The 16,003-nt window shown below is 41.7% G+C and carries 16 protein-coding genes and 1 pseudogene; all 17 read left to right on the forward strand.

What is annotated here, in order from left to right:
- Positions 1-49 precede the first annotated feature (49 nt).
- Positions 50-928: a mevalonate kinase gene (mvk, locus tag E3C75_RS05350; protein ID WP_084825837.1), complete on the forward strand. Its 879-nt coding sequence runs from the start codon at positions 50-52 to the stop codon at positions 926-928.
- Complete coding sequence (gene mvaD / locus E3C75_RS05355) at positions 910-1,854, forward strand: diphosphomevalonate decarboxylase (RefSeq protein WP_100262200.1); 945 nt, start codon at positions 910-912, stop codon at positions 1,852-1,854. The genes mvk and mvaD overlap by 19 nt, the downstream gene beginning before the upstream one ends.
- Positions 1,847-2,842 carry a phosphomevalonate kinase gene (locus E3C75_RS05360; RefSeq protein ID WP_100262199.1) on the forward strand — a complete coding sequence of 332 codons (996 nt, stop codon included), beginning with the start codon at positions 1,847-1,849 and terminating at the stop codon, positions 2,840-2,842. The genes mvaD and E3C75_RS05360 overlap by 8 nt, the downstream gene beginning before the upstream one ends.
- Positions 2,843-2,891: 49 nt before the next feature.
- On the forward strand, positions 2,892-3,896 hold the full coding sequence (fni, locus tag E3C75_RS05365) for a type 2 isopentenyl-diphosphate Delta-isomerase (RefSeq protein WP_100262198.1): 1,005 nt from the start codon (positions 2,892-2,894) through the stop codon (positions 3,894-3,896).
- 269 nt (positions 3,897-4,165) lie between these two features.
- A complete protein-coding gene (glmU, locus tag E3C75_RS05370; protein ID WP_100262197.1) occupies positions 4,166-5,548 on the forward strand; it encodes a bifunctional UDP-N-acetylglucosamine diphosphorylase/glucosamine-1-phosphate N-acetyltransferase GlmU in 1,383 nt (460 codons plus the stop codon).
- Positions 5,549-5,623: 75 nt separating this feature from the next.
- Positions 5,624-6,172, forward strand: coding sequence for an NUDIX domain-containing protein (locus E3C75_RS05375; RefSeq protein WP_002947978.1), 549 nt, complete (start codon positions 5,624-5,626; stop codon positions 6,170-6,172).
- Positions 6,173-6,175: 3 nt separating this feature from the next.
- Entirely contained in the window at positions 6,176-6,436 is a 261-nt protein-coding gene (macP, locus tag E3C75_RS05380; RefSeq protein ID WP_011226984.1) for a cell wall synthase accessory phosphoprotein MacP, read from the forward strand.
- A 66-nt stretch (positions 6,437-6,502) separates the two neighbouring features.
- Positions 6,503-7,195, forward strand: coding sequence for a 5'-methylthioadenosine/adenosylhomocysteine nucleosidase (locus E3C75_RS05385; protein WP_002947976.1), 693 nt, complete (start codon positions 6,503-6,505; stop codon positions 7,193-7,195).
- A gap of 495 nt (positions 7,196-7,690) precedes the next feature.
- Positions 7,691-7,999 (forward strand): hypothetical protein, encoded by a 309-nt coding sequence (locus E3C75_RS05390; RefSeq protein ID WP_100262196.1) that lies wholly within the window; start codon positions 7,691-7,693, stop codon positions 7,997-7,999.
- Positions 8,000-8,113: 114 nt separating this feature from the next.
- Positions 8,114-8,584 (forward strand): Spy0128 family protein, encoded by a 471-nt coding sequence (locus E3C75_RS05395; RefSeq protein ID WP_100262195.1) that lies wholly within the window; start codon positions 8,114-8,116, stop codon positions 8,582-8,584.
- A complete protein-coding gene (locus E3C75_RS11590) occupies positions 8,544-9,005 on the forward strand; it encodes an LPXTG cell wall anchor domain-containing protein (RefSeq protein WP_232693708.1) in 462 nt (153 codons plus the stop codon). Before E3C75_RS05395 ends, E3C75_RS11590 begins: the two co-directional genes overlap by 41 nt.
- A 130-nt stretch (positions 9,006-9,135) precedes the next feature.
- Entirely contained in the window at positions 9,136-10,134 is a 999-nt protein-coding gene (locus E3C75_RS05405; RefSeq protein WP_198506948.1) for an LTA glycolipid anchor biosynthesis glycosyltransferase, IagA/BgsA family, read from the forward strand.
- On the forward strand, positions 10,135-11,457 hold the full coding sequence (locus tag E3C75_RS05410; protein ID WP_100262194.1) for a glycosyltransferase family 4 protein: 1,323 nt from the start codon (positions 10,135-10,137) through the stop codon (positions 11,455-11,457).
- Between the two features lie 331 nt (positions 11,458-11,788).
- Entirely contained in the window at positions 11,789-12,112 is a 324-nt protein-coding gene (locus E3C75_RS05415) for a MazG-like protein (protein ID WP_014608106.1), read from the forward strand.
- A gap of 55 nt (positions 12,113-12,167) precedes the next feature.
- Positions 12,168-14,114, forward strand: coding sequence for a threonine--tRNA ligase (gene thrS, locus E3C75_RS05420; RefSeq protein ID WP_002950123.1), 1,947 nt, complete (start codon positions 12,168-12,170; stop codon positions 14,112-14,114).
- Between the two features lie 49 nt (positions 14,115-14,163).
- Positions 14,164-15,106: pseudogene (locus E3C75_RS05425) on the forward strand (alpha/beta fold hydrolase).
- Positions 15,107-15,125: 19 nt separating this feature from the next.
- Positions 15,126-15,992, forward strand: coding sequence for a DUF3114 domain-containing protein (locus E3C75_RS05430; protein WP_111679410.1), 867 nt, complete (start codon positions 15,126-15,128; stop codon positions 15,990-15,992).
- The last annotated feature ends 11 nt before the right edge of the window (positions 15,993-16,003 follow it).

Raw genomic sequence — 16,003 nt, forward strand, 5'->3', positions numbered from 1 at the left:
ATATAGAAAGACACTCGCCTGAAAATTTGTCTGTGAGTGTGTGTAATTTATGACTAAGAAAGTAGGAGTGGGCAAGGCTCACAGTAAGATTATTTTGATGGGGGAGCACTCGGTCGTTTATGGTCATCCTGCCCTTGCTCTCCCTCTTAAGGATATTGAGGTTGTCTGTCAGATTCAGGCGGCTGAGACTCCTTTGACGCTCAAGGCTCAAGATCCCTTGACGACGGCGATTTTTTCAGCGCTTAATTATCTGAAAATCAAGAATCGGCCTATCAGCTATGCTATTAAGTCAAGTGTTCCTGAAAAGCGTGGCATGGGGTCGTCTGCGGCTGTAGCCATTGCGGCAATTCGAGCGGTCTTTGATTATTTCGATCAAGAGCTTAGCCGGGAGACCTTGGAAATGCTGGTTCATCAGGCGGAGACCATAGCACATAGTAAACCGAGTGGTCTGGATGCTAAGACATGCTTGAGTGACAAAGCCATTAGCTTTACGCGTAATATCGGTTTCAAGGAAATCGAGGTCAATTTAGGTGCTTATCTGGTCATTGCTGATACGGGTATCCATGGAAACACCCGTGAAGCTGTGGAAAAGGTTGAAGCTAATGGTTTAGATGCCTTGTCAGACCTCAACCAATTGGGTGAATTAAGTCAGAAGGCAGAACGGGCCCTCAAAGCCAAGGATCAAAAGCTTCTTGGACAGCTCATGTCTCAAGCCCATAATCATCTTAAATCTTTAGGCGTGTCTTGTGCCTTGTCGGACCTTCTAGTAGCAACTGCTCTGGACCACGGTGCACTGGGAGCAAAGATGTCAGGTGGAGGACTGGGTGGATGTATTATTGCCCTAACAAGTACCAAGGATCAAGCCCAAATAATTGCTAAAAAACTTCAAGAAAAAGGAGCCGTAAACACGTGGATAGAAAGCCTGTAAGTGTCAAATCGTACGCAAATATTGCTATTATCAAATACTGGGGTAAGGCGGATGCCAAGCGTATGATTCCTTCAACCAGTAGTATCTCACTGACTTTGGAAAATATGTATACGGAAACCAAGTTGTCTTTTCTGCCTGAGGATGCGACCAGTGATGTCATGTATATCGGTGACGAGCTCCAAGGGGAAAAAGAAACAACCAAGGCCAGCAAGGTTTTAGATATCTTCCGTACTGATCCAAATCAGCCTGTCAAAATCGAAACATGGAACAATATGCCAACAGCAGCAGGCCTATCATCAAGTTCCTCAGGCCTTTCAGCTTTGGTCAAGGCCGCTAACGAGCTCTTCCAAGTAGGAAAAACGCAGTCTGAATTGGCTCAGATTGCCAAGTTTGCTTCAGGATCATCATCACGTTCTTTCTTTGGGCCACTGGCAGCTTGGGATAAGGATAGTGGTGAGGTTTATCCAGTTGAAACAGATCTCAAATTGGCCATGGTTATGCTGGTATTAACAGATCAAAAGAAACCTGTATCAAGCCGAGACGGTATGAAATTGTGTACCGAAACATCGACTTCTTTCCCTGAGTGGATTAAACAGTCTGAGCTGGATTATAAGGATATGTTAGGCTACCTCAAGGCTAATGATTTCCAAGCGGTGGGTGAGCTCACTGAAGCCAATGCCCTTCGTATGCACCAAACCACAAGTACGGCCAACCCTCCATTTTCATATCTAACGGAAGCCTCATACCAGGCAATGGACAAGGTTAAGGCCCTCCGTGCCTCTGGTGAGCAATGTTATTTCACTATGGATGCTGGACCAAATGTTAAGGTGCTCTGTCTGGAAGAAGACTTAGACCGCCTAGCAGACCACTTCCGTAAGGATTATCAGGTCATCGTTTCACGCACCAAGGAGTTGCCAGATGCCTAAGCAGTCGGTCAATCAGGTCACAGTAAAAACAGGTGGGAAACTCTACATTGCTGGAGAATATTCAGTCTTAACACCGGGGCAGACAGCCCTAATTCAATTTATTCCTATTTTTATGTCAGCAGAGATCAAGAAAGCCCAAACTACCCAGTTGACCTCAGACATGTTTGACTACAGTGTGGACCGTGAGCCAGACGTAAATTACGCCCTCATTCAAGAGGCCTTGAATACTTTTGAGGCCTATTGTGGTGAGAACTTGCCTACTCTGGACCTTTCAATCACTGGAAAGTTGGAACGAGATGGGGTTAAATTTGGCATTGGCTCATCAGGTTCAGTTGTAGTATTGACCCTTAAGGCATTGGCAGCATCGCTTCAGAAAGACTTATCCAAAGACATTCTCTTTAAATTAGCTAGTTACACCCTCCTCAAACAAGGAGACAATGGTTCTATGGGAGATTTAGCTTGTATCGTATACGAGGATCTGGTTTCCTATCGCTCCTTTGACCGTGTAAAAATGGCAGAGCTTATAGATCAAATGACTCTATCCGAACTTTTGGAAATAGACTGGGGTTACCGTATCAGTCCAGTAGTGTCAGTACTAAAAGCTCGCTTCTTAGTGGGGTGGACCAAGCAAGCTGCTATCTCAAAAGACATGGTTAAAATGGTCAAATCTCGCATATCAAGCAAGTATTTAAGTGAAACAGAAGTTGCCGTCCAAGATGCCATCAAGGCACTGGAAACAGGAAATAAGAATTTGCTTAAGAGAAGCCTTCAAACAGTAAGCGACCAGTTAGAATCATTGAGTCCAGATATCTATGTGGACAAGTTGAAAAAACTCAAAGAAGCTGAACAACGGCTTGATGCTATTGCCAAGTCCTCTGGAGCTGGAGGTGGGGACTGCGGTATCGCCTTTACCTTTGATCAAGCTAGCAGAGATACCCTAGTTGAGCGCTGGCAACAGGCAGGCATAGAGCTCTTGTATGAGATTTAGGGTCAGCTTAGTAGAATATAATCCACGCAAGAAAGTAAAGAAATAACCTATGACAAATCGTAAAGACGATCACATCCGTTATGCCCTCAAGTACCAGTCGCCCTACAATAGTTTTGACGATATGGAACTTATCCACAAGTCCCTACCGACTTATGATTTAGATCAGATTGACTTGTCCACACATTTTGCGGGACGAGATTGGGATTTTCCCTTTTATATCAATGCCATGACAGGTGGTTCTGCCAAGGGTGGGGCTGTCAATCGAAAACTAGCTGAGGTGGCCAGTCGAACAGGTATTCTCATGGTGACAGGTTCCTACAGTGCTGCTCTAAAGGGGGAAGTACCAGAATCCTTTGACTATCGCCAAGAGTTTCCAGACTTAGACCTAGCGACTAATATCGGTGTGGATAAGTCTGTGGACCTGGGCATTAAGACGGTGGAAGCGATGAACCCAGTCTTTTTACAGCTCCATGTTAATCTTATGCAGGAGCTTCTCATGCCTGAGGGAGAGCGTATTTTCCACACTTGGAAGGAAAATGTGGCGGCTTATGCACAGAAAATAGAGGTTCCTCTTGTGCTTAAGGAGGTCGGCTTTGGTATGGATGTGGAAACCATTCGTTATGCCATGTCTCAGGACATCAAAACTGTGGATATCTCAGGTCGTGGTGGGACTAGCTTCGCCTATATTGAAAATAGTCGAGGTGGCAACCGAGATTACCTCAATGACTGGGGACAAAGCACCGTTCAGACCCTCCTGCAAGCCCAAGACCTTCGTGAAGATGTGGAAATCTTAGCCTCTGGTGGCGTGCGCAATCCACTTGATATGGTTAAATGTCTGGTCTTAGGAGCAAAAGGTGTAGGCCTCTCACGAACAGTTCTTGAATTGGTGGAACGTTATCCTGTGGATAAGGTTGTGGCTATTGTCAATGGCTGGAAGGATGACCTTCGTCTCATCATGTGTGCCCTTGATTGTTGCACTGTTGATGAGCTCAAATCTGTAGATTACATCTTACACGGTAAGCTACAAGGGACTTACGTCAAACAAGAGAAGTAGGAAAGAGCTAAATGCTCTTTTTTCATTACCTTTCATTCTGCCAAAACCTTTTCATTTATGGTATAATAGGGCGATTATAGATAATCAGAGGCCCTAAAAAACGTCAGTTATGAGGACATATTTTCTAAGAAATAAGAGACTTGTTTTCAAGGCCCCTCTCTTTCGTAGGCTATCCCAGTGGGAGGATAAGGTCCTGAGAATTGGGACTCAAGGTTAAGATCGTCACGAAAGAAATCATTACAAAAAAATATTAAGAAGGAAAAAAGAAAATGAGTAATTACGCTATTATCCTTGCTGCGGGTAAAGGAACTCGCATGAAATCAGATCTTCCAAAAGTATTACACAAGGTTTCAGGCATCACTATGCTTGAGCATGTTTTCCGTGCAGTTTCAGTTATCGAACCAGCTAAAAATGTTACTGTTATTGGTCATAAGGCTGAGCTTGTTCGTGAGGTTTTGGATGGTCAATCTGCCTTCACTATGCAAACAGAGCAATTGGGGACAGGTCACGCAGTAATGATGGCTGAAGAAGAGTTGGCTGGACTTGAAGGACGAACGCTTGTTATCGCTGGGGATACACCTTTGATTACCGGTGAAAGCCTTAAAAACCTTATTGATTTCCACGTTAATCACAAAAATGTTGCCACTATCTTGACTGCAACTGCCGATAATTCATTTGGGTATGGCCGTATCATCCGTAATGAAAATGGTGAAGTCACTAAGATTGTTGAGCAAAAAGATGCAAATGAGTTTGAACAACAGGTTAAAGAAATTAATACAGGGACTTATGTCTTTGACAATAAACGTCTCTTCGAAGCGCTTAAAAATATTAATACTAACAATGCTCAAGGGGAATACTATTTGACAGATGTCATCTCTATTTTCCGTGAAAATGGTGAAAAGGTAGGTGCGTATACCCTTCGTGACTTTGAAGAAAGTCTTGGAGTTAACGACCGTGTTGCCCTAGCTACGGCAGAAGATGTTATGCGTCGTCGTATTAACAAGACTCACATGATTAATGGTGTTACTTTCCAAAATCCAAATGCGACATACATTGATGTAGATGTGGAAATTGCACCGGACGTTGTGATTGAAGCTAATGTTACTCTTAAAGGACAAACTAAAGTCGGAGCAGAGTCAGTGCTTACTAATGGAACTTATATTGTTGATTCAACTATCGGTGCCAATACTGTTATCACTAACTCAATGATTGAGCATTCAGTGGTTGAAAAAGGCGCTACAGTTGGTCCATTTGCCCATATTCGTCCGGATTCAATGCTCAAAGAAGGCGTTCATATTGGTAACTTCGTCGAGGTTAAGGGTTCTACTATCGGTGAAAATACTAAGGCCGGTCACTTGACCTACATTGGTAATGCGGAAGTTGGTTCTGACGTTAACTTTGGTGCAGGGACGATCACTGTAAACTATGATGGCCAACATAAATTCAAGACCCAAATTGCTAACAACGCCTTTATCGGAAGCAATTCAACCTTGATTGCACCGCTTGAAATTGGGGACAATGCACTTACAGCAGCTGGTTCAACCATTACGGATAATGTCCCAGCTGACAGCGTAGCCATTGGACGCAGCCGTCAGGTCAATAAAGAAGGCTACGCTATTAAGAAACCTCACCACCCAAGCCAACAAAAGTAGGCTTAAGCTCATCTAAGTCTTGGTTCTATTGAGGAGATGAATTAGATTGGGCTTATAGATTGAAGGAGTCAAGTCATGGAGTTTGAAGAAAAAACACTCAAACGTGAGTTAAAATTTAAGGGACATATTTTTGAAGTTGCAGTGGATGAAGTTCTCTTACCAGACGGTAAGACAGCTGGCCGTGAACTGATTTTCCACAAGGGAGCAGTGGCCGTTTTAGCTATTACCCCTGAAGGGAAAATTATTATTGTCAAGCAATACCGTAAGGCTATTGAGGCGGTTTCCTACGAGATTCCTGCGGGTAAACTGGAAGTCGGTGAGGCTGGCGATGAGATGGCTGCAGCAGCGCGTGAACTTGAAGAGGAAACTCAGTATAGGGGCGAACTTAAATTGATTCATGAGTTTTACACATCCATTGGTTTCTGTAATGAAAAAATTAAACTCTATGTGGCTACAAACCTCCAGCCTGTTGAAAATCCACGTCCACTTGACGAAGATGAGTTTCTTGAAATCTATGAGTTGACTTATGAGGAGTGTATGGAACTCGTAGCTTCAGGTGCTATTCAGGATGCTAAAACCATCATTGCTCTCCAGTACTATGCACTTCATTTTGGAGGAAAATAAGTTATGAGTAAGCCACTTTTGACTGACGATGTCATTGAGCAAGCCAAGCGTGGGGAAATTGACTTAGAGGATCATCCTTATTATCAGGATTACGAGGAAGAGTTCTATGATGAGGACTATGAGGCTAATTATCAGCCCTCTGCATACAAGAGCCGCCGGATTGAGAATGCTAAACGTAATCAATTTCAGCACAAGCTTAATCGCATTCTCTTTTGGATTGTCGTCCTCTTAATTATTCTCATTGTTGCTGTCTTTTATTTCTAAAAAGTCTGGAGTTGGATGGATGTATTTGCTGATCTCTGTTAAGATTACAAGTAAAAAAGGAACTATATGAAAATCGGAATTATCGCTGCCATGGAGCAGGAATTAGTGCTTCTAGTGGAGCAATTGGAAAATAAGGTTGAAGAAATTGTTTTAGGCAATATCTACTATACAGGACGATTGGGTAAACATGATGTTGTTTTGGTGCAATCAGGTGTAGGGAAGGTTATGTCAGCCATGTCTGTGGCTGTTCTGGCAGACCACTTTGAGGTTGATGCCCTAATTAACACTGGCTCTGCAGGAGCCGTAGCGCCTGAACTTAAGATTGGGGACGTGGTTGTGGCATCAAGATTAGTCTACCACGATGTTGATTTGACAGCTTTTGGCTATGATTATGGTCAAATGTCTATGCAGCCGCTTTACTTTGAAAGTGACCCTAGCTTTGTAGAGACTTTTGAAAAGGTTTTGGCTCAAGCCTCTATCGACTCTAAAATTGGTCTTATTGCGACTGGTGATAGTTTTATTGCAGGTCAGGATAAGATTGATGCTATTAAAGGGCACTTTCCAGAAGTCTTAGCCGTGGAAATGGAAGGAGCAGCCATTGCTCAAGCTGCACAAAGTGTGAAGAAGCCTTTCATCGTTGTCCGTGCTATGAGTGATACAGCAGCTCATGACGCTAATATTACCTTTGACGAATTTATTATTCAGGCGGGTAAACAATCAGCTGCGATCCTAGTGGAGTTTCTCAAAGAACTTGCTTAAGTAGTATAAATGAGTGTTAAGGTCCACCTTCTTAATAAGGTTAAAAGCTACTGTCATTCTTAAGAGGATGGCAGTTTTTTTCTACTATACATTCATATAATCTTCCAATCTTTGAAAGCAATAACTTGAATTTCGGCATTTTTAAAATAGAATCACAATTAAAATTATGGCAAAAAATGAGGAAGTGAAACAATGTTAAAAGAGGGGTCTGACCATAAAGTCTATAATATAAGTTTTTTTAGATTGCACTATCTATTTACTTGCAAAGTTCTGAAAATAGCGTGTAACTCTTGTTGAAAAGGATTACAAAAATAGGAAGATAGAATTATGAATAATCTATTCTGTGATTTAAGGCTGCGTTTCCCTACTAGCTACGATATCAATGTCTATAATCCTAAAAATGAAATTGTGGGTCTTGAATAGATAAATCCTGAAAAGAATCGTATCACAACGACTTTTAATAATTATTTCAAGATCCATTTAAACAATAAGCTTATGATTTGGGAGTTGGATACCTTATATTCTGATGAAGTAGAAGAAAGGGAGCATATTACTCTTGATTTTGTGGGACGTATCATTCAAGTTACAGTGGGTAAAGTGCAGTCACCTCCTCCATGGGAAGAGGTCATCTCTAAATGGGGAAGCCAAGACAAGCAGAGTCTAACTCTACTAAATTGGCAAATGTGTCTTAACGACTCACGTCTTGTCCATAACAACTTGAGATTGATTGACACTTGGTCTGACAATCAACGGTTTTTGGACGGTTCTCTACAGCTTCGCTACATTGATTTAGCAGATCCTTGAATTGACAAGGGATCTGCTATAGACCTGATTAAGAGTTTCTCTTATGACGACTCCCATTTTGATCTTAAACTTAATCAGTTAGACCGCATGGTCTATGTTTGATATCAAACCCGTTTGACACAACCTGTTGAAGAATCACACAACCCTGTTAACCGTATTAAGCTTCATGCTGATGTTATTTCTAATTCTTATAAGTCAACCATTCACTTGGATGGAGGTCGTGGAGATGCCATCGGGGATAACCTTACTCATTTCAATTTTGAACTTGAAAAGGAATTAACAGGTAGAGACCTCAAAGATAGAGAGTTTACATTCAAACTCCTTGATGTTACTGATGGTGCCAATCCTGTTGAGTTAGGGGAAACCACTAATGATGCCAAGAGTAAAATTGTCGTTTCAGATTTCTCACTTAGCAAGCCAAGCATCTATCATTATTGCGTGACTGAAGTTCCAGGAAATGATGAAGATGTGGTATATGATAAGCTAGAAGCCGATATCACTATTCAGCTTGTTCGTGAAACTGTCGATAACCAAGTTAAATTGGTTGCCAAGGTTTCCTACCCAGAAGACGGTAGGTATCTTTAACAATAAGTTTGCGACTCCAGCTAAAGCTACTATTCAGTTCAGCAAGGAATTGACTAAGACAGGTGTTATGCAAGATCTAAAAGCAGATCAATTCCAATTTGTCCCTAAAGACCGTTTTAGAAAAGTCCAAGTGACTGTTACTAAGACTGTGGGTGAAAAGGATAATCTGCTTGTAGCAGCGGTTCTCCTTCCTTTGAATATGAAATTCAACAATAGTTTCATTCTACTAAAACCTCGAACAACACCAACTCCGCCTACTCCACCGGTGACACCAAAATCAGCTAAGCCAGTTGTATCCTCTGAGAAATCAGGTCCTCAACTTCCAGAGACTAATCAAACTAATGATACTGCTTGGCTCTCACTAGGAGTGGTAGCAGTCATGGGTGTAGCATATAGCCATCGTCGCCGTAAAAACGTTTAAGACGATGACCTAAAATATCGAGAGTACTCGATCTTTTTTGTGCTTTTCTACCCTATCTCATTAAATGAGAAATCAAGATAAAGTTAACTGCAAGATGAAATTTGGTGCAAATTAAGATATAATTATGAGTATGAAAGTTCTACTTTATCTTGAAGGAAAATCGATTCTTGAAAAATCAGGAATCGGACGGGCTCTTCACCATCAGATGCGTGCCTTGGACTTGGCGGGGATTCCCTATACAACAGACATCTTGGGTGATTATGATGTTGTTCATATCAATACTTATGGACCACACAGTTTGATGTTGTTGCATGCAGCAAAACGTCGTGGTAAGAAGGTCATCATGCATGGTCATTCGACACGTGAAGACTTTGAAAATTCATTCATTGGTTCTAACTTCATGGCGTCACTTTTTGGGAAATATTTGACCCATATGTATCAAAAGGCTGATTACGTGATTACGCCATCTGAGTATTCTAAAAAATTGATTCAATCTTATGGGGTGACCACACCAATCATTGCTGTTTCAAATGGGATTGATCTGAAAAAATACGGCAAGGACCCACGCAAGGAAGAAGTTTTCCGAGATTACTTTGGTATCGAGGAAGAACAACCAGTGGTTATTTGTGCGGGTCTTTACTTCCAACGTAAGGGAATTGAAGATTTTGTCAAGGTTGCTGAGAAGATGCCACATGTTCGTTTCATTTGGCTAGGCAGTATTAGTAAATGGCTAATTCCTAAAAAGATTCGAGACATTGTCAATGGTAAGCATCCTGATAATGTCAGCTTCCCAGGTTATTTCACGGGAGATGTCTTCCAGGGAGCTATGAGTGGTGCCAACGCCTTCTTTTTCCCATCTTATGAAGAGACAGAAGGAATTGTAGTACTTGAAGCCCTTGCTAGTCACCAACATGTAGTCTTACGTGATATCCCTGTTTATGAGGGTTGGATTGATGAGAAATCTGCTTCATTTGGTCACAATGTGGATGAATTTGTAGTGGCCTTACAAGATATTATCGATGGTAAAGTGGACAAGCGTGAAGCAGGATACAAGGTTGCGGAAAGTCGCTCGATTGATGATGTCGCCCAAAAACTTGCTAAAGCCTACAAAGAAGTATTGGAGATTTAAATGCGTATCGGATTGTTTACGGATACCTATTTTCCACAGGTATCTGGTGTTGCGACTAGTATTCGCACACTGAAGACGCAGTTGGAAAAAATGGGGCATAATGTCTTTATTTTTACTACGACTGATAGAGATGTTGATCGCTATGAAGACTGGCAGATTATTCGTATTCCTAGTATGCCCTTCTTTGCTTTTAAGGATCGTCGAGTGGCTTATCGTGGCTTTTCTAAGGCTTTAGAGATTGCAAAACAGTACAAGCTAGATATTATTCATACGCAGACAGAGTTCTCCTTGGGGCTTCTAGGGATTGCCATTGCGCGTGAACTTAAGATACCTGTTGTACACACCTATCACACCCAGTATGAAGACTATGTCCGCTATATTGCCAAAGGTATGGTTATTCGACCGAGTATGGTTAAGTACATTGTTCGTGGTTTTATGAGTGACTTGGATGGGGTTATCTGCCCGAGTGAGATTGTTTATGACCTTTTGCTCAAGTATAAGGTTGCTGCTGAGAAAAGGGTCATTCCAACAGGTATTGAACTTGAGAAATTCCAGCGTCCAGAGATTACTGAGGAAGATGTGTCGGACTTGAGAGCCAAGCTTGGTATTTCCTCAGATGAAACCATGTTGTTGAGCTTGTCTCGTGTCTCTTATGAGAAAAATATCCAAGCAGTTATGGCGGCTCTACCTTCGGTTTTAGAGGAAGAGGACAAAGTTCGGTTAGTTGTTGCTGGCGATGGACCTTATCTACCACACTTGAAGTCCCAAGCTAAGAAACTTGGTATTGAGGATAAGGTGGTTTTCACTGGTATGATTGCACCTGGCGAAACAGCTCTTTACTATAAGGCTGCTGATTTCTTTATCTCGGCATCAACCAGTGAGACTCAAGGGTTGACTTATTTGGAGGCCTTGGCAAGCGGTACACCTATCATTGCTCATGGAAATACTTATTTGGACAATGTCATCACTGACAAGATGTTTGGAATACTGTATTATCATGATAATGATTTAGCAGGGGCAATTTTGGAAGCGGCTATAGTAACGCCAGAAAAAGATGAAACTAAGTGGGCTGAGAAGCTCTATGAAATTTCTGCGGAAAACTTTGGAAAACGTGTCTATGAGTATTACTTGGACCTTACGATTTCTAAGGATTTCCATAATGATCTTAATGGTGAAGATAGCACTATGAAACGATTGACCCGTATGGTGACTCATTTGCCAACTAAGGCTATTACCTTGCCTGTCAATGGCTCTGTTCGGATTATCAAAGGATCTGCCAAACAGGTCAAGAAAATCAGAAATATCAAAAAATTTTTGGATTAGGAAAGCTATCACATTTTCCTAGTCAGATAAAATCTTAGATTGATTAATAAAAGAGAAAATTAGCTTGAAAAATTACTGTTTCATGCTATAATAACGCATAGAGACATATCAGTCATGGGAAATCTTTCAGAGAGCGTGCGGTGCTGGAAATCACGCAGAGGACATGGTTGGGACTACTCGATTAACTTTTTATGCAAACATAAAACGGTGGCCACGTTAGAGCCAATCAGAGGTGTAAGACAGACTTATTTTTTGTCGTACACGAACTAAGGTGGAACCACGTTGCGACGTCCTTTTTGGATGTTGCAATTTTTTTGTGAGGAGACTAACTATGGACTTGCAAGAATTAGTGGACCGTAGTTGGGCAATCCGACAAGCTTATCACAATTTGGAAGTTAAGTATCATGATTCCAAGTGGACGGTAGAAGAGGACCTCTTGGCTTTATCTAATGATATTGGAAATTTCCTACGACTAGTGATGAGAAAGCAAGGACGCTACTATGATGAAATACCCCACACACTGGAACAAAAACTTTCAGAAAATATCTGGTGGCTAATAGAACTTTCTCAACGTTTGGATGTAGATATTCTGACGGAAATGGAAAACTTCCTCTCTGATAAAGAAAAGCAGTTGAACATTAAGACTAGGAGGTAGTCTGATAGTCAAAAGTCAATGCTTAGAAACTATGAAATAATAAAAGGAGAAAATTATGATTAACATTACTTTCCCAGATGGCGCTGTTCGTGAATTCGAATCTGGCGTGACAACCTTTGAAATTGCACAATCTATCAGTAATTCTTTGGCGAAAAAAGCTCTTGCTGGTAAATTTAACGGTAAATTGATTGACACAACTCGTGTAATCACTGAAGATGGAAGCATCGAAATCGTGACACCAGATCACGAAGATGCCCTTCCAATCTTGCGTCACTCAGCGGCACACTTGTTTGCTCAAGCAGCTCGCCGTCTCTTCCCAGATATTCATTTGGGTGTAGGTCCAGCTATCGAAGATGGATTCTACTACGATACAGACAATCAAGCTGGCCAAATCTCTAACGAAGACCTTCCTCGTATCGAAGAAGAAATGAAGAAAATCGTTAAAGAAAACTTCCCATCAATCCGTGAAGAAGTGACTAAAGACGAGGCACGTGAAATCTTCAAGAACGATCCATATAAATTGGAATTGATTGAAGAACACTCAGAAGATGATGGTGGTTTGACTATTTATCGTCAAGGCGAATACGTTGACCTTTGTCGTGGTCCGCACGTGCCATCAACTGGTCGTATCCAAATCTTCCATCTTTTGAATGTTGCTGGTGCTTACTGGCGTGGAAATAGTGATAATGCGATGATGCAACGTATCTATGGTACAGCCTGGTTCGATAAAAAAGATCTCAAGGCTTACCTTAAACGCCTTGAAGAAGCTAAAGAACGTGACCACCGTAAACTTGGTAAAGAACTTGATTTGTTCATGATTTCTCAAGAAGTCGGTCAAGGGCTTCCCTTCTGGTTGCCAAATGGTGCCACAATCCGTCGTGAGTTGGAACGCTACATTGTAGACAAGGAAGTCGCTGCGGGCTACCAGCACGTTTACACTCCACCAATTGCGTCAGTTGAACTTTATAAAACTTCAGGTCACTGGGATCACTACCGTGAAGACATGTTCCCTCCAATGGATATGGGAGATGGGGAAGAATTTGTCCTTCGTCCAATGAACTGTCCACACCATATCGAAGTCTACAAACACCATGTTCACTCTTATCGTGAATTGCCAATACGTATCGCTGAGATCGGTATGATGCACCGTTACGAAAAATCAGGTGCCCTTACAGGTCTTCAACGTGTACGTGAAATGTCACTGAACGATGGACATACTTTCGTTGCTCCAGAACAAATCGAAGAAGAATTCAAGAAAATTCTTCAATTGATCATTGATGTTTATGAAGATTTCAACTTGACTGATTACCGTTTCCGTTTGTCTTATCGTGACCCTGCAGATAAGCACAAGTACTTTGACAATGATGAAATGTGGGAAAATGCTCAACGCATGTTGAAAGCAGCTGTTGATGACATGGGTGTTGAATACTACGAAGCTGAAGGTGAAGCAGCCTTTTATGGACCAAAATTGGATATCCAAGTTAAGACTGCTCTTGGTAAGGAAGAAACTCTTTCTACCATCCAGTTGGACTTCTTGCTTCCAGAACGTTTTGACCTTCACTACATCGGAGCTGACGGTGAAGAACACCGTCCAGTGATGATTCACCGTGGGGTTATCTCAACTATGGAACGCTTTACTGCGATCTTGATTGAGAACTACAAGGGGGCCTTCCCAACATGGCTTGCCCCTCACCAAGTAACCCTTATCCCAGTATCTAACGAAAAACACGTGGACTACGCATGGGAAGTGGCTAAGAAACTTCGTGATCGTGGTGTTCGTGCCGAAGTTGATGAACGTAATGAAAAAATGCAGTTTAAGATTCGTGCTTCTCAAACGCAAAAAATTCCTTACCAATTGATTGTTGGTGACAAGGAAATGAAAGACGGAACTGTTAACGTTCGTCGTTATGGTCAAAAACAAACACACACTGAGACTGTGTCAGAATTTGTAGAAAATATCCTTGCTGATATCGCTCGCAAATCACGCCCAGATGCCGAATAAATCAGAAAGTCGGTTAGCTAAGCTAGCTGACTTTTTAGTAGGATAAACCATGCATGTTTTTATAAAGAGACTTTTATTTCTGCTGGGAATAGTTCTAGTCTTGTTACTGGCTAGCTTTACTTATCATAGGTTAGCCTTGCAAAGAGAAAATGCTTCTCTTAACCCTGTAGGGCAAATGGTAGATGTCAATGGATACAAAATTAGCGTCTTTGTAAAGGGTCAGGGGTCACAAACCCTAGTTTTTCTCTCTGGTGCTGGAACGGCTTCACCAATCCTAGATTTTAAAGATGTGTATGATGGGTTCTCAAAGGAGTACAAAATAGTTGTTGTTGAAAGAGCTGACTATGGTTACAGTGTGAAGACACGTCTAAGTCAAGAGATGTATCTGTGATCCTTTCAGAGATACGTCAATCCCTAGCCAAGTCACAAGTATCAGGTACATATATTATTCTTTCTCATTCGATGGTCTCCTTAGAGACGCTTCTTTGGCAAGAAAACTACCCAAGTGAAGTGAAAGCTGTGGTTTGTCTTGATTGGGCATTTCCAGAAAGTTATTTCCAGTTGAAGAGGCACCTCAGATGTTACGTCTAGATCGTTGGGAAAGTCAATTAGGTCTGTTAAGATTACTGCCGAGACAATTATATATGCCCAATGAGAACCTAAGCGATAGTGACCGCCGTCTTTATCAAGAAATAGCTTACAGACAACTCTTGTCGCAAGCTATGTTAAATGAGAGCCTATGTGCGAAAGAGAATGATAAAAAGGTGAACTCTACTAGTATTAAATCTCAAATGCCCGTGCTACTCATGGTGTCTAATGGAAAAGGGACAGGTTTCGGTCAGGAGCAGTGGCGACATTATGCGACTAGTTTTGCGAAGGGTCAGAAAAATATGGAAGTCACTTATTATGATTCTCCTCATTATTTCTATCACTATCAGACCAAAGAGGTGATTAGAAGCATAGAGGAATTCATACAAGAGACAACTGATTAAATGATTGAGGAGAGATGAGATGCTCATAGGATCAAAAGCCTTTTCTAGCTTATGGAAGGAATGGCAAAAGGAATACCAGCCATTGCAGGTACTGAAGTTATTGCTTGCTTATATAGAGATGCCAGAGGATCTATCTGGGGAGCTTGAGCAAACTCAGCGGTTATTATCCTATTTTGACCTTGATTTGGCGCCTCATGATGTCTTCTGGAAGGATATTGTCAGCTTGGTAGATTTAGCTTTTCCTGGTGATAGCTTGTCTCAGGAAGGCCTTGTAGAGCGACAAATCCATCAGCTACGTTACCTGATTTCGAGTCAACAGGCCCAGTATGTGAGGACACATTATAAAAGAACAGGGATGACAGACAAGGAAGCTTTAGCTGTCTATCTCAGATGGAAACCTTTCTCCATGTTTGATCAGGGACGTCTGCACCAAAAGATTGCTATCCGTGATGGCAAGGTGATTTATCCAGATGGAACTCCCAGTGTTAATCTTAAGATTCTCCTTTATAATCGTATAGAGTTTATTTTGGATAGTCAGGGAAATTTTCTCAATGAGGTCGATGCGGAGAAGGTAACTGAGAGTGGTGTGATAAATGGTGCTAGTTTCAACTATGGTAATTTCAAGCGCCATTGGCAACTGGATGTGGAGCCAGTCCAACTAAACGATCCGGCCTTTCGTAATCGGATGACTAAGGGGTTTCGATCACCCAACAAATTGAGGAGGAAGTGGGGCCAAAAAGAGCCTGAGCATTTTGACAAGTCTTTTTACAATCCAAATGGTATCTATGCCCAGTCCCATAGATCTTTGGCTAATGATGTCAAACGCCAAGCCATAGCTTTTCTCGCCATGGTTTATGGTGTCAAGCCGTTTTATACAAAGCAATAAAAGAGGTTTAT

Origin of the sequence: Streptococcus thermophilus, from assembly GCF_010120595.1 — a bacterium.
Classification (GTDB): Bacteria; Bacillota; Bacilli; order Lactobacillales; family Streptococcaceae; genus Streptococcus; species Streptococcus thermophilus.